This window comes from Lactobacillus intestinalis (genome assembly GCF_024397795.1).
Lineage (GTDB): Bacteria > Bacillota > Bacilli > Lactobacillales > Lactobacillaceae > Lactobacillus > Lactobacillus intestinalis.
On record NZ_CP072983.1, the window covers coordinates 317,006 to 337,627 of the forward strand.

Sequence of the window (20,622 nt, forward strand, 5' to 3'; positions counted from 1 at the left end):
AATAGCTATTAAGAATTATCCATGAAAGTGAGAATAAGCGCGATGATGATGGCAATTTTGCTTAGTCTAGCTTAGATGATGAAAATCATCCCTCTTCATGGGTGATTTTTTTTGCTCTTTTTTCTGGTACAATTAAAGGAGTTTTAAGGCGGTGAAAATATTGAATAAAAATATTATAGAATTTAAAAATGTGACTTTTACTTATCCTGAAGCCACAAAATCTGCAGTAAAAAATGTAAATTTGAACATTCAAAGAGGATCGTGGACAACAATTTTAGGTCGTAATGGAAGTGGAAAATCAACCGTAACACGGCTTATTAATGGATTGTTGATTCCTGATGATCAAGAAAAATCAAAAATTATTGTAGATGATATCCCGCTAAGTGAAAAAAATGTATGGAAGATCCGAGATCTTGTAGGTATTGTATTTCAAAATCCAGATAATCAATTTGTAGGTGCTACCGTTGCAGATGATGTTGCTTTTGGATTGGAAAATCGTGGAATTCCTCGTGATGAAATGCTAAAAATTGTGCCAGAAGCTATTAAAAGTGTGAGCATGTCAGATTATATTAATAGTGAACCAAGTAATCTCTCAGGTGGTCAAAAGCAACGTGTAGCTATTGCTGGAGTTCTTGCAGTTCATCCTAAAATTATAATATTAGATGAGGCTACTTCGATGCTTGATCCTGAAGGTAGACAAAATATTTTAAATATTATTCTAAAAATAAAAAAACGTGACAATCTTACTATTTTATCTATTACTCATGATATTGATGAAGCCCAATTAGCTGATCAAGTTATCATTTTGAATGATGGAATAAAAGTAGACCAAGGAACTCCAAATGAAATTTTTAATAAAGTAGATCAATTAAAAGAATTGGGCTTAGATGTTCCATTTGCTTTTAAATTAAAACATAAATTATCCAAAGCTGGAATTTCAGTTCCTGATTATGTAAATTCGGAAGAAAAGTTGGTGAAGTTTTTATGTCAATTGAATTCAAAAATGTAAGTTACGTTTATTCACCAAATTCTCCTTTAGAAAAAAAGGGATTGGATAATGTCAATTTTGAATTAAAAGATGGTAATTTTACTGCTATTATAGGTCACACAGGAAGTGGGAAATCCACTTTAATGCAACATTTTAATGCCTTATTTAAGCCTAGCGAAGGTGAAATAAAAATTGCAGGTTACACCATTACTCCTGCAACAACAAATAAGCATTTAAAAAATTTACGACGCCATGTTAGTTTGGTATTTCAATTTCCTGAATCTCAATTATTTGAGAATACTGTAATCGATGATATTGCTTTTGGTCCTAAAAATTTTGGCTATTCTGAAAAAGAAGCTTATAGCTTAGCTGAGAAGTGGTTGAAAAAAGTAGGTCTTCCAGAGGAGATAGCTTCTCGTTCCCCATTTGAATTATCAGGAGGTCAGATGCGCCGGGTAGCAATTGCAGGGGTAATGGCTTATGAACCGGATATTTTATGTTTGGATGAACCAGCAGCTGGACTTGATCCTTATGCAAGAAAACAAATGATGCAATTATTCAAAGAATATCAAAAAGCTGGTCATACGGTTATTTTAGTTACCCATAATATGGACGATGTTGCCAATTATGCCGATGATGTATTAATTATGGAACATGGTAAATTAATTAAACATGCGAGTCCTAAAATAGTATTTTCAGATAATGAATGGCTTAAAAAACATCAAGTTTTAAAACCAACAGCAACCGAGTTTGCATCTAAATTATCAAATTATAAATTTGAAAATGAACCATTAACTTTAGATGAATTGGTTAATGAAATAAAGAAAAATGTGAAGGGATGATTTTGTGAGTAAAATTTTAATTGGGCGCTATATCCCAGGCGACTCGCTTATTTATAAAATGGATCCTCGAGGGAAATTACTTGCAACAATTTTCTTTATTTTGATTATTTTTTTAGCAAATAATTGGATTACCTATGGCATTTTAATAATATTTAGTTTAGCAGCGGTGTATGCGACGAAATTGCGACCAAAGGTTTTTTGGGATGGAATAAAACCTTTAATTTGGTTGATATTCTTTACGTCGCTTTTGCAATTGTTCTTCACTAGTGGAGGAACGACGTATTGGAAATGGTCCATTTTTACGATTTCAAGTTACGGAATTACCAATGCGATCTATATTTTTATTAGATTTACATTGATAATTTTAATATCCACAGTAATGACTTTGACGACAATGCCTTTGGAAATTGCGAATGCAATGGAATGGCTACTAACGCCACTTAAATATTTGAGAGTTCCTGTCGATAAAATTGCGCTGGTGATGTCAATAGCGCTGAGATTTGTGCCTACGTTGTTTGATGAAACTGTAAAAATTATGAATGCGCAACGATCGCGAGGAGCAGATTTTAATGATGGGGGACTGATTAAACGTGCTAAAGCTATCGCACCTTTGTTAGTTCCGCTTTTTATTGAATCCTTAGAAACCGCAGTTGAACTTTCAACAGCAATGGAAGCGCGCGGATACAGAGGAAGCGAAGGAAGAAGCCGCTATCGAATTTTAAGATGGTCTAAATATGATTTGATCTGTCTGGGATATTTTGTGATTTTAGTTGGATTATTGTTAGTTTTTAGGACAAGGTAGAGATGACGACAAGATATAAAATGACGATGGCCTACGATGGTCATCTTTTTCATGGCTTTCAAATGCAACCTAATCAGCGGACTGTTCAAGGAGAAATTGAGAAAGCACTTCAAAAAATGACTAAGGGAAAGCGTGTGATAGTTGAAGGATCTGGAAGAACAGATGCTGGTGTTCACGCACTGGGCCAAGTAATTCACTTTGATTATCCAGGGAATGTAATTCCAGCTGATAGAATGATTTTGGCACTGAATTCAATGATGCCAATGGATATTATTTTTAAAGAATGTGAAATAGTTAGTGAAGATTTCCATGTAAGATATAGTGCAAAGGGCAAGTGGTATCGTTATCGAGTAAGCTTAGATCGCTTTGTAAACCCGTTTAAGCGATTTTATACGGGACACTATCCTTATCCTTTAGAAGTGGAAAGAATGCAGATAGCGGCTAAGGATTTAATAGGGACGCATGATTTTACTAGTTTTGCAGCTAGTGGAGGTCAAATTATTGATAAAGTTAGAACCATGTATTATGTGAACATAGAAAAAGATGAAAAGGAGAATGAAATCGTTTTTGATTTCATTTGTTCAGGATTTTTGTATAACATGGTTAGAATTTTAGTAGGAGCACTTTTAGAAATTGGTAACGGTAAACGTCCAGTTGATGATTTTCCTAGAATAATTGCTGCTAAAAATCGCCAGGAAGTCCGAGAAACGGCTCAAGCAAGTGGTTTGTATTTATATCATGTTTTTTATGATGAATTACCCAAAAAATACCGCCAAGATCTTGATTTATAATTGACTTTTTCCTAAAAAGGACGTACTCTAGTATAGTATGTTTGTCCACGATAGGCCCCGGAAACTTATTGTTTTCAAACTGCAAATAAACGGAGGAATTTACATTGCGTACTACACCATTAGCAAAATCTAGTGAAATTGAACGTAAGTGGTACATTGTTGATGCAACTGACGTATCTTTAGGTCGTCTTTCAACTGCTGTAGCCACTATTTTGAGAGGTAAGAATAAGCCTCAATATACCCCAAACGTTGATACAGGTGACAACGTTATCATCATCAACGCTTCTAAGATTAAGTTGACTGGTAAGAAGGCAACTGACAAGTTTTACTACCACCACTCATCATGGCGTGGTGGCTTGAAGTCCGTATCATACGGTGAGTTACTTGCTGAAAATCCAGTTAAGATGGTTGAAATTTCAGTTAAAGGTATGCTTCCACACAACACTCTTGGCCATAAGCAATTCATGAAGATGCATGTTTATGCTGGTGAAGATCACAAGCAAGAAGCACAACAACCTGAAAAGTTAGACATTAACAAATTAATCTAGGAGGTTAAATAATGGCACAACAAGCTGCATACGCAGGTACTGGTCGCCGCAAGGATTCAGTTGCGCGCGTTCGTTTAGTACCAGGTAACGGTAAGATCACTGTTAATAATAAAGATGTTGATCAATACATTCCATTCCCTAACTTGGTAAAGGACTTGAAGCAACCTTTAACTTTAACTGAAACTGAAGGTCAATACGACGTATTAGTTAACGTTAATGGTGGTGGATTCTCTGGCCAAGCCGGTGCTATCCGTCACGGTATTTCACGTGCTCTTCTTGAAGTAGACCCAGATTTCCGTGGTCCATTGAAGAAGGCCGGTTTCTTAACTCGTGACCCAAGAATGAAGGAAAGAAAGAAGCCAGGTTTGAAGAAGGCCCGTAAAGCTTCTCAATTCTCAAAGCGTTAATTTTCGAATTTACGTTTATACAAAAAGCATTCCCAAGTGGGATGCTTTTTTTGTTAGACAAATTTGATTGAAAATTTATAGGAGTTTATAAGGATGGATTTATCTACCATACTATGATATACTACTGAAATATATTTTATGGGGAGGAAAAATGAGATGAAGTCAAGAAAAAGCTTACGCGATCTAAGAATTGAGTTATATAGTGGCTACTTCGTTTGTTTTCTCTTTTTATGTGGTGTGATTTTTCGTAATGTAATTCTTTGGGAGTGGTTACGAGTAGGAATTGTATGTGGATTTGTGTTGATATTATGCGAACTATTATCTTTACAATATAAATTTTTAAAATTAAAAAAGCTCCATCCTAAAAAGGATGAAGTTCAGTAAGATAATCGGTAAAATGGTCACAATTGGTGACAAAGTTTTCCAACTACAAGAATTTTGTTTAAGTTTCTTCCATATCATATGTAATTTGAATAAAAATTATATGGAATATTATGGATTAAAATCCAATGAGAATGTGGCTACAAGAATGATCGAGATCAACTACCCTAGAATAAATTCTAGGGTTTGCAGCTCTCATCTATTTTTACTAGATAGCGGTTATAGCGTCTTGCGACTTCCGAGGCTGCATCGTCGGGCAGTTGACGATACCCGTTTACCTGCCAAGTTTACTCGGCAGATCTTATTTTAGTAAATTTAGGTATTTTAACACCTTTGTGGTACTGGTCTCCTAAAAACTGGATATTCATGGCCGCTAGGCGATCGTCATTGGATTTGTAGCCACACTCATCACAAATGTAGAGGTGCAACTCATGGTTGCGGTTCTCCTTACGGATTCTTCCGCACTTAGGACAGCGCTGGCTGGTAAATCTTGGAGAAACTTTGACTACAGTTGAAGAATTCAAATTAGCTTTGTAAGCTAAAAACTGCTCAAACTGGTAAAAAGTCCAAGAAACCATTTCATAGCGACGCTTTTTGGCAGCTTTCTCAGTCGCAAAGCGGACATTGGTTAAGTCTTCTAAAGCAAAGATAGTATTGGGACCGTAATGATCAACGAGTGTCTTGGTAAGGCGATGATTAACATCGCTTATAAAACGGTTCTCTCGCTGACCGATCTTTTTAAGTCTTCGCTTGGCAGACTTAGTGCCTTTGGCTTGAAGCTGAGCACGGAGTTTCTTATATTTGCGCCTGGTGCGCAATACTTTTTGTCCGCTGCAAAGCAGAGTCTGGCCCTGTTCGTCATAGCAGGCAGCCAAAAAGCGCAGGCCACGATCAATCCCAACGATGTGCTGGGTTTGCTTTAATTCATATTCAGAAAGGGACATCGTCGCACTAAGGTGGATATACCAATTATTTTTGAACTGAAGCAGCTTAATTGAGCCAAACTTCCAACGGCTAGCATCAAGATACTGGTCGAAATTTTTGCAGACAAAATCAACTTTCTTTCTCCCCATTAAGGTATTCAAAGAAAGCTGGCTGCTTGTATTTAAATAAGACCAGTCGCGATTGCGCTGAAGATCAAGCTGAAGACGCTTAAACTTAACTGGACGCCAAAGCCAAGTGAGATCACGCGGAATCTGCGACCAGATAGCATGGCCCTGCGCATCTTTTTCCCCAGTATTATAGCGAAACGGTGTTTGCTTCAATTGGGTTTTGATGGTTTTATAGCGAGCAACAACATTTCTGATAACCGATTGAGCCATTTGACTTTTGAGCCCAAACAAGTCTCTCAAATCATGATAAAGGGCTTGATTTAGCTGAGAAAATCGAAACTCAAAATCATGGTCAAAAACATACTGTGAAACGAAGTTGCAGGCATCTCTGTATGCAGTCATGGTTTTTATAAAAGCGTGTGTAGTTTGATCATCAATATTAAAGAGCTTGGCTTTAATCGTTACTGCCTGATCCAAATTATTCACCTCCAAACAAGCGTTTGAAAATGATTATATCATAGAAATTAGAAGAGAAAAAGACAAAATATAAAAAGGCTGAAAGTGCAATTCCTCCCCGGATTAAAATCGGGGGGGTATCTTTGCTTAATCAGCCTAGAAGGAGAAATCAATGAAAAAAAGAAAGGGAAAAATATATTTTTCTGATATATAGAAAATTCGTATTCTTCTACATATTTCTATGTTATATATAGCAGCTATAAAAGAACTAGAAGATATATAGTTGAGATTAAAACTCTAAATATATCTAGGCTTTGTTATAATAATTACCGACGATAAAATATAGAAAGAAGATAAATATGCCACTTAAGATAGATAAAACCGTTTCTAAAGATGCTAAGACGAGAACTTTATTGAAAGATTTGCTTAAAGTTCACCAAATTCATCAAGCATATCTAGTACGAGAGTTAACTGATGCGGATGAACAAATTTTGGAAAAATCTTTTAATACTACTCGCGAAATGATGCCCGAAATTACTGCAAAAAAGATAAAATTTGAAGATAAGAAGTGGGATTCTTTATTTAACTTGGTAATGGCGGAACAAATTGCTTTTGCTCAAATACTTACTGATGATAACAGCAATTTAAACAATTATGTTCAAGTGAAGAATCAAGCTCAACAAGCTTATGCTTTAGTCGAAGCTGCAATTAATAAAATTGAAAATGATTAATATGTAAAGATGATTCGTAGACATATGACGAATCATCTTTATTTTTTAAAAAAATGCTGACAAAGGAAAGAATAAGTGTATAATTAGCCCTAAATTATAAACCAATATTATTTAATTTAGCATAAACAGCAATATAAAGCTTTTTATTTAACCATACCAATTTTGATTAATAAATATTAAAAATTGAGTTCACAACATGGAGGGCAAAATGATTAATCAAACAAACACCTTATTTGTTTTCATTGCTAGTATTTTAGTTTTCTTTATGACGCCAGGACTTGCATTTTTCTATGGGGGAATGGTGTCCAAAAAGAATGTTGTGAATACAATGATTTCTGTTTTCATTATCCTATGGTTCATATGGTGTGGAGTCCAAGTGGAATTTTAGCTAAAACAGGGATGCTTGATTTTGCTGGTGGCACCGTAGTTGATATCAATATAGGGATTACAGCATTAATGTTTTTGTAGGACCGCGAATTGGATTTGATTCTAACGATGAAATTAAGCACTATAACTTACCATGGATATTAATGGGGACCAGTATTCTATGGTTAGGATGGTATGGTTTCAACGTAGGATCTGCTTTAGATGTTTTTAGATATTTTTCTTGAAGAAAAAACAACTATGGTTGGATTATGTACTGGATGTCTGTGCGGATTAGTTGGTATAACTCCAGCAGCAGGTTATGTGACTGTAGCGGGTGCTTTTGCAATTGGATTGATTTGTACTTTGGCAAGTTATACCTTTATCCATGTCATCAAATCTTGGATAAAATTAGACGATCCTCTTGATGTCACGGAATTTCCGAAATTATGGGCTCAATTTTAACTGGATTGTTTGCTACTAAGATTGTTAACTCACATATTGAAAATGGTCTATTCTATGGTGGAGGTTGGCACTTACTTACGGTTCAGGTTTTAGGAACTTTCTTTACAATTGTATTTGTTGGAATCATGACTACAGCCATTGTTTTACCTCTGAAGAAATTAATCCCAATTCGAGTTTCAAGAGAAAGTGAATTAATGGGACTTGATCTAGCAGAGCATGGTGAAACTGCTGATTACAGTGTAGATTTTGAAAGAAGATGATAAATTAAGAAAAAGTATTCTAATTGAATACTTTTTTATATTTTTAAAAAATAATATAGTAATTATTTGTAAGTGATAATTTTATATAAAATTTTGAGATATTTGTGTAGTAATATATTACATGTTCATAAAAGAGTGCTTTTTGTTACCTTTTTATGTAAATATAAGTTGCAAATTAAAATAACGTAAAATAAAAGTATCATAAAGTAAAAAAATTATTTACTTATATCTTTTAATATAACTCTTATCGTGTTATATTAAGTATTAGTAAGTACTTGCTAATACTAGCTTTATAAAAGCTGGTTAAAAATTTAAATAATTTCTTTTAGAAAAGGAGAGACCCAAAAGACCTGAAGCCTTTGTAGATCTCTTTGCTAAAAAAGAGATTGAGTTATAACAAAAAGTTTATGTCATCAAGTTAAAGTTATAATTAAAATAATAGTGAATTAGTTATTTATAATTATATTTGCTGTTATAATATTAATATTTTAGTCAAGTTAACTTATATTGATTGTTGTAAATTTTAGCGAGCTTAATGAACCTAGATATTACCCCTATCTTTTACTCCATACTCAATCTAGGTTCGATTTAAATTCATTTATTCCTTCTTAAGATCAATGTTGCTGTTAAATATTATTTTTAAAAATACTTTTGATAAAATTTTAAACAATCACTCTCTATTACATGGCTAACTACCTTGATTGAAATTATTTTACTTAATGGTTTACTCAAACGATATTATATTTTTCACACATTCCCCAGTGTGTGAGTTCGTTATGAATATTTTGAATTAGCAATTTTCTTAATGTACATGTTTAAGTGGATTTATTTAAACATGATGATATTATTGCATTATTCCTCCTTCAACTTGATTATTGTTATATTAAATTTGTTCACCCCAAAACGCTCTAATAGAAATAATATTTTTGAATAAACTGAATCTTTGAACTCTTCAGTGAGGGTTAGTACAACTTGATAACAAGTGTTAATAATTATGACTTTAAAAATCACATTGGTATAAAGTAAAGCGCGGAAGACTGAGAAAAAATTTTTTCTTAGTCTTTTTTTGTAAAAAAATAGCTTGAAATTACTTCCAAGCTATTTGATGGTTAAAGGCTTTCTTGAATATGAGTAGCTAAATAATCATAAAGCATGCCCTTTTTGATTTCGGTGGTATCAATGCCCAACGCCTCTGCAATTGCATAAGCATAAGCCCAGGCAGTGGCAGGACCACGACTAGTGATCACCTTTTTGCTATTGTCAGTCACGGTGATCGTCTCTTTAAAATGACTCGTAGGAGCATCTTTTTCAATTTCTTTTTCAAAACCTGGATAACAGGTATAATCTGCATTGTCCAAAACGCCGTAGCGACCAAGAGCAATTGGAGCTGCACACATTGCAGCATCCCACTTGCCTTGTTTATGACGTTTAACCATTAAGTCAGCTAATTTTTTGTCATCACGTAAGTTTTCAGCGCCGGTTCTTCCTCCAGGAAAAGCTACTAGGTCATAATCTAGTAAACTATCATCGACTACTTTGTCACAAGTCAATTTAATATTGTGATCACCTAGTACATTAATGCTCTTTAAACCAACCATATCTGTTTCAACGTTTAAGCGACGTAAAACATCGACCACACTAAGTCCTTCGACTTCTTCGCAGCCGTCTGCGAAAACTACAGCAACTTTTGTCATAAAATCTTCCTTTCAATTAAAAACTATAAGTTAATTATAGTCTTTATTTGAAAAATCTAGAAAGATAGAATTTAGACATTTGAAGTGGTGTATAATTGATGAAACTATAATAGACGAGGAAATAAGAAATAATGGGAACAATAGGGACAATCATCTTTTTAATTTTTGCAGGCATTTTAGCTGGAGCCGTTTCTGCAGTGGCAAGTATGGCGTCTTTGGTTTCCTATCCAGCACTGTTAATCGCAGGCGCTCCTCCTGTAATGGCTAATATTACTAATACAGCAGCTTTGATTTTTACAGGTTTTGGATCTGCTTTGTCATCTTTAGAGGATATGAAGGGACATTGGCGGGAAGCGGCTAAATATGCACTCTTTATCTTAAGTGGAGCGCTGCTTGGGAGTATTTTGCTTTTGCGTTTTCCGGGGACGGTTTTTGAAAAATTAGTTCCTTTCTTCGTGATTTTTTCAGGAGGGATGCTAGTTTTAAGTGGAAGTAAAAAATCTTTTGATTTAGATGGCGAACATTCTAAAGGTAAAACTATTGCAGCCTACATTGGGATGTTCTTTGCAGGGATTTATACCGGATACTTTGGAGCAGCTGCTGGAGTGTTAAACTTAATCTTTTTAACTTACGTTAGTGATGCTAGCTTTGTCACTGTAAATGCGATGAAGAATATCTTAGGCTCGCTTGGAAATCTAGTAGCTTTAATTGTATTCATTGTTGGATCTAAAGTAGATTGGAAAATGGCAATTCCTTTAGCAGTTGGATTATTTGTTGGAGGGTATCTAGGTCAAAAGAGTATTAAGTATATGTCGCCAACTTTAGTTAGATGGATCACTGCAGCTTTATCTTTAGTATTAGCAGGATACTTATTCTATACCGCATATTTACAATAGATTTGGTAAAATAAGAGTAGTTGTTTGAGAATAATTAAGTAAGGAAGAAGGGATTTGTACTTGGCAACAGAGGTTTATTTAGTACGTCATGGAGAAACAATGTTTAATCAATTGAACAAAGTTCAAGGATGGTGCGATTCACCTTTAACAGTAAAGGGAATTGATGATTTAAAAAGAACTGCTGATGCATTAGCACAGGTTCACTTTGATAATATGTATTCTTCAGATTTAAAAAGAGCAATTGATACAGTTCATTTGATGAAGAATGCTAATATTGTTTCTAAAATTGGTAAGATTAAAAAGTTACCCGAATTCAGAGAAGTATTCTTTGGCAGTTTCGAAGGTGATGATATCAATGAAACTTGGAAACAAGTAGCACTGGCTGCAGGAATTGGTCCTGTAGATGATGTGCAGAAAATCATTAATCAGATAGGGATTTATAAATTTAGAGAAGCTACTAAAGAAGCAGATCCTCGTCACTTAGCAGAAAATAAGCAAGAACTTGATGAAAGAATGGTTCGCGCAATTGATGTCTTGCATGACCTTACCAAAAATGAAAAAAGAGTCCTTTTAGTATCACATGGTGATTTCATAAAGACTCTTGCTATCAAATATTGGGAAAAAAGCGATGGCTTGCATGATGTTCCATTTCCTGATAATGGAAGTGTTACTCGTGGAATACTTCATGATGATGGTAAATTTGAAATTGTTGATTACAATGTAAACGCAGAAAATCTATAAAAAAGTCCTACTGCAGAAGCAGGACTTTTTTTGGTACACTAAGAAGCGAAAGGAAAATTTGTAATGAATAAAGATCATACAACTAAGCGCTATATTTTTGTTACGTTACTGAATGTAATTATTACAATTGCGGAATTCTTTGGAGGAATAATTTCTGGCTCACTCGCATTATTATCTGATGCTGTCCATAATTTGAGTGATGTAGGGGCGATTATTCTATCTTTTGTTGCCCATTTAATTAGTAGAAAAAGTCGTAATAAAAATAAGACCTTTGGCTATCAAAGAGCTGAAACTTTAGCAGCTTTTACTAATGGAGTTATCTTAATTGTTATCAGTATAGTGTTATTTGTAGAAGCTATTGAGCGCTTTTGGAAACCAGAACCCATTAAGGGTGGCATTATGCTGGTAGTAGCTTTGATCGGGTTAGCAGCTAATTTTATTTCTATGTGGGCAATGCATAAAGATGCTAAAAAGAACTTAAATGTGCGTTCAACTTTTGTTCATATGATGAGTGATGCTTTATCAAGTATTGCAGTCGTAATTGGAGCCATCTTTATTTATTTTTGGAATGTAACGTGGCTAGATCCGCTTTTAACAATGCTAGTTTCTGTTTTTGTTTTGCATGAAGCTTATGAAATTACAATGAAAGCTGCAAATGTGTTAATGGAATCCAACCCAGATATTGATTTAAACAAGGTTAATAAGATTGTATTATCATTTCCTGAAATAAAAAATATTCATCATGTCCATGTTTGGCGCTACAGCGATGATTACATTATGTTAGATGCCCATGTAAATGTCTCAAAGGATCTTACTGCGGGTCAATTTGAAAAAATTACCCAGGAAATAGGAAAAAGATTGAAAAAAGAACTCGGTGTGAATCATATTAATTTGCAGGCGGAATGTGAACGCGGAAAAAATGATGATATGATTGTTTCAGATTCAAAGCATGAAAATTAGGTGATAGGAATGACTTTTGAAGTAAATATATTTACGTCAATTATTGTTTTAATTGTTGGTTTATATGATTTGGCATGTGCTTGGAATCGAAGAAGACAGCCGAATAATAAAAAGGGTGTCAAAGCCTATGCGATTTTAGGAACGATTTTTACAATTGCAGGAATTATATTACTAATAAGTTGTTTAAGAGGCTAAAATGGTAAAGTTAGTTTTAGTAAGACATGGTGAAAGTATTGCAAATGCCGCTAATGTGTATACAGGATGGAATGATGTTCCTTTAACTGAAAAAGGGCGCGAACAAGCCAAAATGGCGGGAGAAAGAATTAAACAATTAGCAGACTTTTATCCTACCCATATTCATACCTCAGTTTTATCTCGGGCAATTGTTACAGCTAATATTGTAAGTGATGTGTGCGATTTTTTATATTTGCCTATTACTAAGACTTGGCGCTTGAATGAACGTCATTATGGGGCTTTAAGGGGCCTTAATAAGGATGTTTCACGCAAGGTGTTTGGTAAAGATCAAGTATTAGAGTGGCGACGTGGTTTTTATTCTATTCCGCCAAAGCAAGGTTCACCAATGATTGATCGACGATATAAACTGTGTGATCAACATTTAATGCCACGTGCAGAAAGTTTATATCAAACTCAGCTACGCTTAATGCCTTATTATTATGACAAGATTGCTAGTCGAATGCTTCGAGGAGAAGATCAAATAATTGTTGCACATGGATCTAGCTTGAGAGCTTTAATTAAAAAGATTGAAAATATCAATGATCATGATATTGTTAATTTAGAAGTTCCTAATGCAGAGCCAATAGTATATACAATGGATAAACAATTGAATATTATTGATAAAAAGATTCTTAGATAAGTACGGTTTTTCTGTACTTTTTTCTTTTTTCGATTTGTAATATGAAAACTTGGGATTTTAATCATAGTGCACTTCATGTTAAAATTACTACGATATATTAAGTATTTTTAAGATTTAGTTTGGGGTATTTTAGCATGCGTAAAATATTTTTACTCCGAGGTGCACCAGGCTCAGGCAAATCTTCTTTTATTGCCCGACATCATTTACAACCATATGCAATTAGTCGGGATCAAATTCGATTACTATTAGCGGATTTAACTGTATATTATGAAGAAAATGAAGATTACTTACATCAGGTAATCCCACGCCATGTTACTGTGCGTACTGAGCAAATGGTAGATAATCTCGTGGAACATAAAATGTCATATGGAGAAACTGTTATCGTTGATGGGACTCATATTGTCCCAAGTGCGATTGAACATTTTAAGCCACTAGTTGATAAATATCATTATGAGTTGTTTGTTGTTGACTTAATGCAACATAATACGCTGGAGAGTTTGCTTAAGCGTAACGAAATTAGGATGCATTATGATTGGGTAAAACCCGAAGTTGTTAAGCAGATGTATCGTTCATATGAAGCTCATCCCGAAGTTCCTGATTGGGCTCATAGAATTGTACCAACTCAAATGGATAAAGCACTCTCTCAAAGAGAAAGTAACTTGGATCATTATTCACATGTGATTGCCGTTCCGGATGGAGTTAAGGAAGAAGACTTTCCTCATGTGCACATTTCTAATTTTTACTTTTCATTCAATAATAAATTTACCGAGAAATATGGAACTTATCGTAATGTGGTGACAATTGCTAAGACTCGTGAAGAAGCAATTGAAGAATTTAAATTGCCCTATTTTGTATTTAAATTTCACCACAAACACTTCCTTATTTCTGCATATCCAATTAGAAATGAAATGCTTGATCCAATTAGAAAAAGCAAGGGAGTTTGGACCTACAACACGGGCTTGTATAATGTGGCCGACTTTTTAAAGGAGTTCCCGGAAAACAAGAACCAGCATGTTCATCAATTCAATTTGAGCAAACTTGATCCAACACGCTTGCTTCATATTTGGTAAAAAGTGCTTAGAAAATAGATTTTAATAAAACCTACCCAGAAATCCCCGTATTTTAATGCGGGGATGGATAGAGTTAATCAGAGTATTTCATGTTGAAGAAATACTCTGATTTTTTATAAAAATGCACCAAATCGGTCCTGTAATTTCCATAATTGGTAGTTTTTAGCTTTTAAGATGGAATTATCTGTAAGATAGTTTTACGGAAAAAAACATTGCTACAGTGCAAAATTACAAAGAAATATGGTGTTGAAAATGGTAAAAAGTGAAAGAAAACTTGTAAGTAATTATTTTGTAATTGCCCTAGCATCTTCCCTATTAGGGTGTATAAATCTCTCTAATCATGGGTTTGAGAATATTCTTTCTCTTCACGGGATTTACATAATGATTTTGATAAGTCTTTCGTGGATTTTTGCGTTTGGATTAATGATTAGTTCTAGCTTGCGATATAAAGTGGATAACCACGATTACATTATGGCGCTTGTTTGGCTAATATATATGGTACTGATTAACTTAACTTAATGAAAATGAACCTCGAATTTCTAATAAGAATTTCGAGGTTTTTATTATGGTTTGTCAAAATTGGTATCAAGAATCAGTAAAAAATCCCTAATAGGTTTAATAACCTGTAGAATTGGTAAATTTTGAATTTTGAAGTGGAAAATTCTGTATCATGAAACTACAAGTTGAGATGAACTATCACTTCAAGATTTTAAGATTAAGGAGGAAAGAAGATGGAAAATATTTCTACATTAAGTGATGCAGAATTATGTGATATTGTTGGAGGTGCCAAAGGTAAGGGTACAAAAAGAAGAAAGTCAAAATTAGGAAGTACGCAATGTACTATGAGTGTGGCCGCAGGGATGCTAATTGGTTCAGCAACGACTTTAAGCCCTTGGGGTGGACTTGCTGCAGGACTGACATCTGCTGCTTCTAATTGTTTCTAGTTTAAAATTTATTATTTTAGGAGAAGATATTTCATGGAAAGATTAAATGATAAGGAATTAAAAAGTGTTTTAGGTGGAAAGAAAAAGCCAAAATTTAATGCAGGTAAATGCTTTGTAGGAACTGCAGGTAGTGCTCTTGCTGGAGCAAGAGGATTAAGTGGATTTGGATGGCAAGGAGCAGTTGCTGGTGCCGTACTTTCTGGTGGATTAGGTGCTTGGAATAATTGTAAAGGTTAATAGCTAAAAAATATGGAGTTAAAAATGACAAACGAAGAAAATAGTATCCTCATTAGGTTTGGAGTAATTGCCATATTATTGGTGACTTATCTTTGTATTAAGCTGTCAAATAATAATTTTGCGGATTTATTTTCTGTTAAGAATATAATTTTAGTTTGCTTAGTATTAGGTGCATGCATTTTTACAACTGCGTTAGTTTTTAGTTCCAAATTAAGATACTTAGTTATTAAACATGATAGTATCATAAGGCTTATTAGTATGCTTTATGGATTAATCGTTATTGTCTTATAATACCTAGACAAATTCTAAATAATACCAAATTAGTCATGTAATGGACTGAATTGGTATTTTTTGATATACGTTGAAATATCATGATAATATTAAAAATATCAAAATTATAATCAAGGAGAAAAAGTATAATGAAAAAGGAAAATATACAAAAACAGGTGTTAAATGAAAAAGAACTAAAGAAGATTATAGGCGGAAGAAACTCAGCTGTAGCTATATTTGGAAAGAATACTAAAAGAATTACCCAAATTTTCAATTTAAAGAAGAAGCATTAATTAGAGTTAAAATATGTCAGAAACTCTATCAGTATGTATTTTGGTAGCTTCTCTATTTGTTGATCTCTGGATGTTTTTTAAAATTAATACAGTAAAGCTTGAATTAGATATTCAATTATTATTGTCACTTTTAGTTATGGGAATTGATCTAATAGTATATGTTAATTTAAACATTTTTGGATCTTTAGTAGCGAGTATTATAGAAATTGTAGGATTTTATTTAATATATAAAGATAAAATTGATGCTCGATTAGTAGTTGGCTCTATTTTATTTATTTGCACTATAGATGTTTTTGGTAATATTGTGTCTGAAATAATCACTTTTGAAAATAGTAATTTACAAAAGTATGGGTCGATTATTGTACTTGGAAGTATAATTTTATTTACTAATAAGTATTATCTAAAAATCAAAAACATCTTGACTGGTAAAGATAGTAATATTTTATTAATGATTTTTACTTACTTACTAGTAACGAGTGAATTAATTTTAATAATACCACTACTTATTAAATCATATCGATCATTTGTTATATTTGTCGGAGTAATATATGCTTCTCAAGTTTTATTTGGTGTAGTAGCATACTGGACGTTAGTGCGCATTAGAAAACGGTTATTAAGAGAACATAAACAAAGAGAAGTGATTGAAAAACAAAAACAATTGCAGGAATACACAGATTATCTTGAAAAAAGCCAAGATGATCTCCGGGCTTTTAGACATGATTATAAGAATATTCTTAATTCTTTAAAGGTAAGTGCTCAAGAAGGAAATGTTCAAGAAGTTGTTCAAAAATTAGACAAGTATACTGAAACTACTTTGAATTCGAAAGCCTTACTTAAATATAAAGACGTAAATCATATTTACATTAAGTTAATTAAGAGCATTATTATTTCCAAGCTAACAGAATTGTATAATTTGGATATTCCATATAATTTTGAATGTCGGAATAATATCCATAATTTGCCACACCATATAGATGAACTGGATCTGGTACGGATTATTGGCATCACTTTCGATAATGCAATCGAGGAAAGTAAAGCATTAATTGCCGAAAAGCATAATATTCGAAGTGCTGAAGTCCAAATAATGGTATATTCTGATGGTCCTGGTGAATTTGAATATGAAATCAGAAACAGAATCCAAAATAAAAAGATCTTAACTAGTCAAATTCAACAACGTGGTTTTACTACAAAGAAGAATCATAAAGGGCTCGGATTAGCTAATATTAAAGAAATAGAGAATAAATATCCTGATATGTCAATTTCTTATACCATCCAAGATGGCTGGTTTGACTTTTACATGACAATTGATACGGAAGATGGTGAAGAAAATGAGTAAGTTCCCAATTATTGTATGTGATGATGATGAAGATTTGGCTAATCAGTTAGCTAAGAATATTAATGCATCTATTCAAAATTTAACCGATGATAATGGAAGTTATGGGGAATTAGATGAATGTGTTACATTCGTTGCTAATAATTTTGCTCAAGCAGTAGGATATGTTGTTGCAAATGATATTAAGAATGGTATTTACTTCTTAGATATTGAATTAAGTCGTGAGTCTGAAGCTAAGAATGGGGTGGATTTAGCTGAATTCATCAAGAAGAATGATGAAAATGCTCAAATCATCTTCGTAACAGCCTACGATAAATACGCCCCATTAACATATCGCCGTCGTATCGGTGCAATTGACTATATTAGTAAAGCTATGTCATCTGATAAGATTATTCAGCGTATTGAGGAAACATTGCGTAATGCCATTGATAATCTATCTAATAGAATTAAGTTTGGTCAGCGTGATTTTACTTATAAAATTGGCCGCCGTATATGTAAAGTGGCTGAAGATAATGTACTTTTCATTGAACACAGTACAGCCCAACATAAAGTACATCTGGTTACTGAAAATGGGGAGGTAGAGTATAAGGGAAATATTAGTCAAATTGATCAAGAAAACTCATTCTTAGTAAAAGTTTCTCAATCTGCTTTGGTGAATCCTAAGAATATTAATGCAATTGATACAAAGGAACGCACTATTATATTTAATGATGATCAGATGGTAAGCTATTCTAGAGCGTATAAAGCTGTGATTAAAACGCTTGTAGCTAAATTTGAGAATATCAAAGTTAGTAGATAAAGACTGGGGTTATCCTAGTTTTTTTGGTGGGAGCATGGGTGCTATTAAAGGTTCGGCACAATGTGTAGGTTATTTAACGCGTAATAGACATCGTTAATTAAAACTAGAAAGGCAAAAAATATGATTAGAAATAAATTGATTATTAAAGGAATAGCAGCCAGTATCCTATATTGTCTTTTGGGAATAATATTTGACTGTATTGATAATAATTTAGCAATTACTTCAATTATTGAAAATATTGGAGAAGGGATAGCATTCGGATTGTTTATGTATTGGTTATTAAAAAGTGATAATGTCAGATCAAGATCAAAGTATAAAATTAATCCTTTAGGTTCATTTTTTATTGGTTTTTTCGGTAGTTGTTTATTCTTGACTTTACTCCTATTTCTAAAAATAGGGTATGTATCAATGGATTTTTATAAAAGCAATTTTTCTATCATTAGTACAATTTACTTAATTAGTGGATTTGTCGGTGGTGGGGCCGTATGTTTTCTTTCCTATGTCTATAAACATAGAAAAGAGTAACAGTTTTAAACCTATAACTTCACTATTATGTTGTACTTAAGGCAACTAAAAATTATTTAATCATTGCTGATCCAGATCCTAGCGTTGGTTTAACCAAAATGTCTAAAGAAAAATTTTCTCAAGAATGGACTGGAATTGCCCTTTTTATGGTGCCTAATGATAATTTTGAGCCGATTAAAGAGAAAAAGCAGAATCTGTGGTCACTGTTTCCATACATATTTAAACAAAAGAAATTAGTCATTAATATTATATTGGCTGCTCTTTTGATGACAATTATTAGTGTTTGTAGTTCATACTTCTTGCAAGGTTTAATTGATACTTATATTCCTAGTGGGACTTATCAAACTTTGTCGATCTTAGCCATTGGATTATTGATAGCGTATGTTTTTAATTCCATCTTCTCTTACGGGCAAAATTTTCTGTTGAATATTCTAGGTCAACGATTGAGTATTGACCTTAACTTGCAGTACATTCGTCATATTTTTGAGTTACCAATGGAATTTTTTGTGACTCGTAAAACAGGGGAAATTACTTCAAGATTTTCTGATGCTAGCCGAATTATTGACGCACTCGCCAGTACAGTTATTTCATTATTTCTTGATCTTTCAATTGTAATCGTAATGGGAATTGTTTTAGCAATTCAAAACTCTACTTTATTTATAATTACTCTGTTGGCTCTGCCAATCTACGCTGTAGTGATTCTTAGCTTTTCTAAGAAGTTTGAAAAGATGAATAATGATCAAATGGAGAGTAATGCGGTTTTAAGTTCTTCAGTAATTGAGGATATTCAGGGGATCGAAACAATCAAAGCTTTAAATAGTGAACAAACACGGTATCGCAAGATTGATAGTCAATTCGTCGATTATCTTAAAAAATCCTTTCGTTACAGTAAAACTGAATCCTTGCAGTCAGCTATAAAGACTTTTATCCAGTTATCTCTCAATGTGATTATCCTTTGGGTAGGGGCTAAAGTTGTAATGAACGGACAGATGAGCATTGGTCAATTAATGACTTTTAATGCACTGCTGTCTTATTTTGTAGATCCACTTCAGAATATTATTAATCTTCAACCAACGTTGCAATCAGCTAATGTAGCGCAAAATCGATTGAATGAAGTATATATGGTTAAGAGTGAATTTCAGAGAGATGCCCAAATTAGGGATGCAAAGCAATTAGTGGGAAACATTGAATATCATGATGTTGATTATCATTATGGTTATGGTGTTGACGTTTTAAAAGATATTAATTTAACAATCAAACCAAATGATAAGTTGGCGATCGTAGGAATGAGTGGCTCAGGGAAGTCGACTATGGTCAAACTTTTGGTTGAGTTCTTTTCTCCAAGTAAAGGCAAGCTAACTTTTAACGGTTTTGATTCTACTAAAGTTGATAAACATGTATTACGTTCATATGTAAATTATGTTCCTCAAACACCGTATATCTTTTCGGGCACAATTAAAGAGAATTTGCTTTTGGGCAGTCGACCAAACATTACAGAAGAGGATATGCTTGAAGCGTGTCAGATAGCAGCGATTGAGTCTGAAATAGGCCAATTACCACTGCAATTTGAAACTAAGATGGATGAAAATGCTAAGATTTTATCTGGTGGACAAAAGCAAAGGCTAACTATTGCACGCGCATTACTTTCCCCGGCTAAAGTTTTGATTTTCGATGAAGCTACAAGTGCTCTTGATACCATTACGGAGAAAAAGGTAGTAGATAATTTAATGAAACTAAAGAATAAAACTATTATTTTCATCGCCCATCGTTTAGCAATTGCACAAAGGACTAATAATATTGTGGTTATAGATCATGGTCAAATTGTTGAACAAGGAAGTCATGATGAATTAATACAGAAACATGGCTTTTACAATAACTTAGTTGAGAATTAGGAGCAATT

General features: G+C 33.4%; 22 protein-coding genes and 2 pseudogenes. 22 read left to right on the forward strand and 2 right to left on the reverse strand.

Translation table 11 applies throughout. The features are described 5' to 3' along the window. The first annotated feature begins 160 nt into the window (after window positions 1-160). The 7 genes from KBW87_RS01585 (at window position 161) to KBW87_RS01615 (ending at window position 4,762) form a co-directional block, all read left to right on the forward strand. Entirely contained in the window at window positions 161-1,009 is an 849-nt protein-coding gene (locus KBW87_RS01585; protein ID WP_057809501.1) for an energy-coupling factor ABC transporter ATP-binding protein, read from the forward strand. Next, window positions 985-1,830 (forward strand): energy-coupling factor transporter ATPase, encoded by an 846-nt coding sequence (locus KBW87_RS01590; protein WP_057809499.1) that lies wholly within the window; start codon window positions 985-987, stop codon window positions 1,828-1,830. The genes KBW87_RS01585 and KBW87_RS01590 overlap by 25 nt, the downstream gene beginning before the upstream one ends. Window positions 1,831-1,834: 4 nt before the next feature. Then, window positions 1,835-2,632, forward strand: coding sequence for an energy-coupling factor transporter transmembrane component T family protein (locus tag KBW87_RS01595; RefSeq protein ID WP_057809498.1), 798 nt, complete (start codon window positions 1,835-1,837; stop codon window positions 2,630-2,632). A gap of 2 nt (window positions 2,633-2,634) precedes the next feature. Beyond that, on the forward strand, window positions 2,635-3,423 hold the full coding sequence (gene truA, locus KBW87_RS01600) for a tRNA pseudouridine(38-40) synthase TruA (RefSeq protein WP_057809496.1): 789 nt from the start codon (window positions 2,635-2,637) through the stop codon (window positions 3,421-3,423). Window positions 3,424-3,527: 104 nt separating this feature from the next. After that, entirely contained in the window at window positions 3,528-3,971 is a 444-nt protein-coding gene (rplM, locus tag KBW87_RS01605) for a 50S ribosomal protein L13 (protein WP_004045549.1), read from the forward strand. A gap of 11 nt (window positions 3,972-3,982) precedes the next feature. Beyond that, window positions 3,983-4,378: a 30S ribosomal protein S9 gene (gene rpsI, locus KBW87_RS01610; RefSeq protein WP_004045548.1), complete on the forward strand. Its 396-nt coding sequence runs from the start codon at window positions 3,983-3,985 to the stop codon at window positions 4,376-4,378. A 156-nt stretch (window positions 4,379-4,534) separates the two neighbouring features. Next, window positions 4,535-4,762, forward strand: coding sequence for a hypothetical protein (locus tag KBW87_RS01615; RefSeq protein ID WP_057809494.1), 228 nt, complete (start codon window positions 4,535-4,537; stop codon window positions 4,760-4,762). Window positions 4,763-5,046: 284 nt separating this feature from the next. Here KBW87_RS01615 and KBW87_RS01620 read toward each other — a convergent pair whose 3' ends face one another. Then, complete coding sequence (locus KBW87_RS01620; RefSeq protein WP_255807155.1) at window positions 5,047-6,288, reverse strand: RNA-guided endonuclease TnpB family protein; 1,242 nt, start codon at window positions 6,286-6,288, stop codon at window positions 5,047-5,049. 338 nt (window positions 6,289-6,626) lie between these two features. Between KBW87_RS01620 and KBW87_RS01625 the strand changes: the two genes are divergently transcribed. Together KBW87_RS01625 and KBW87_RS01630 are read left to right on the forward strand one after the other, a co-directional pair. After that, a complete protein-coding gene (locus KBW87_RS01625) occupies window positions 6,627-6,998 on the forward strand; it encodes a hypothetical protein (protein ID WP_057809319.1) in 372 nt (123 codons plus the stop codon). A gap of 208 nt (window positions 6,999-7,206) precedes the next feature. Then, window positions 7,207-8,086: pseudogene (locus KBW87_RS01630) on the forward strand (ammonium transporter). 1,109 nt (window positions 8,087-9,195) lie between these two features. On the opposite strand, the gene KBW87_RS01635 reads toward KBW87_RS01630, so the two are convergent. After that, complete coding sequence (locus KBW87_RS01635; RefSeq protein ID WP_057809317.1) at window positions 9,196-9,780, reverse strand: DJ-1 family glyoxalase III; 585 nt, start codon at window positions 9,778-9,780, stop codon at window positions 9,196-9,198. A 131-nt stretch (window positions 9,781-9,911) separates the two neighbouring features. Here KBW87_RS01635 and KBW87_RS01640 point away from each other — a divergent pair, with 131 nt between their 5' ends. From KBW87_RS01640 to KBW87_RS01700, 13 genes and pseudogenes are all read left to right on the forward strand, one after another. Further along, window positions 9,912-10,676: a sulfite exporter TauE/SafE family protein gene (locus KBW87_RS01640; protein ID WP_057809315.1), complete on the forward strand. Its 765-nt coding sequence runs from the start codon at window positions 9,912-9,914 to the stop codon at window positions 10,674-10,676. A gap of 60 nt (window positions 10,677-10,736) precedes the next feature. Beyond that, entirely contained in the window at window positions 10,737-11,417 is a 681-nt protein-coding gene (locus KBW87_RS01645) for a histidine phosphatase family protein (protein ID WP_057809314.1), read from the forward strand. A gap of 63 nt (window positions 11,418-11,480) precedes the next feature. Further along, the gene (locus KBW87_RS01650; RefSeq protein WP_057809312.1) at window positions 11,481-12,377 is read left to right on the forward strand and encodes a cation diffusion facilitator family transporter; all 897 of its coding nucleotides are present in this window, start codon (window positions 11,481-11,483) and stop codon (window positions 12,375-12,377) included. A 9-nt stretch (window positions 12,378-12,386) separates the two neighbouring features. Then, a complete protein-coding gene (locus KBW87_RS01655; RefSeq protein WP_057809310.1) occupies window positions 12,387-12,572 on the forward strand; it encodes a hypothetical protein in 186 nt (61 codons plus the stop codon). Window position 12,573: 1 nt separating this feature from the next. Next, window positions 12,574-13,251: a 2,3-bisphosphoglycerate-dependent phosphoglycerate mutase gene (locus tag KBW87_RS01660; protein WP_057809308.1), complete on the forward strand. Its 678-nt coding sequence runs from the start codon at window positions 12,574-12,576 to the stop codon at window positions 13,249-13,251. A 134-nt stretch (window positions 13,252-13,385) separates the two neighbouring features. Further along, on the forward strand, window positions 13,386-14,321 hold the full coding sequence (locus KBW87_RS01665) for an AAA family ATPase (protein ID WP_057809306.1): 936 nt from the start codon (window positions 13,386-13,388) through the stop codon (window positions 14,319-14,321). A 731-nt stretch (window positions 14,322-15,052) separates the two neighbouring features. Then, window positions 15,053-15,265 carry a hypothetical protein gene (locus KBW87_RS01670; protein WP_057809304.1) on the forward strand — a complete coding sequence of 71 codons (213 nt, stop codon included), beginning with the start codon at window positions 15,053-15,055 and terminating at the stop codon, window positions 15,263-15,265. Window positions 15,266-15,298: 33 nt separating this feature from the next. After that, complete coding sequence (locus tag KBW87_RS01675) at window positions 15,299-15,502, forward strand: Blp family class II bacteriocin (protein ID WP_057809301.1); 204 nt, start codon at window positions 15,299-15,301, stop codon at window positions 15,500-15,502. A gap of 419 nt (window positions 15,503-15,921) precedes the next feature. Beyond that, window positions 15,922-16,065, forward strand: coding sequence for a bacteriocin (locus tag KBW87_RS01680; protein ID WP_083478837.1), 144 nt, complete (start codon window positions 15,922-15,924; stop codon window positions 16,063-16,065). A gap of 13 nt (window positions 16,066-16,078) precedes the next feature. Then, window positions 16,079-17,401 (forward strand): GHKL domain-containing protein, encoded by a 1,323-nt coding sequence (locus KBW87_RS01685; protein ID WP_057809299.1) that lies wholly within the window; start codon window positions 16,079-16,081, stop codon window positions 17,399-17,401. Next, window positions 17,394-18,197 (forward strand): LytR/AlgR family response regulator transcription factor, encoded by an 804-nt coding sequence (locus KBW87_RS01690; protein WP_057809297.1) that lies wholly within the window; start codon window positions 17,394-17,396, stop codon window positions 18,195-18,197. The genes KBW87_RS01685 and KBW87_RS01690 overlap by 8 nt, the downstream gene beginning before the upstream one ends. 120 nt (window positions 18,198-18,317) lie before the next feature. After that, on the forward strand, window positions 18,318-18,722 hold the full coding sequence (locus tag KBW87_RS01695; protein ID WP_057809295.1) for a hypothetical protein: 405 nt from the start codon (window positions 18,318-18,320) through the stop codon (window positions 18,720-18,722). A 17-nt stretch (window positions 18,723-18,739) separates the two neighbouring features. Further along, window positions 18,740-20,614, forward strand: a pseudogene (locus tag KBW87_RS01700) (peptide cleavage/export ABC transporter); the annotation flags it as partial. Window positions 20,615-20,622 lie beyond the last annotated feature (8 nt).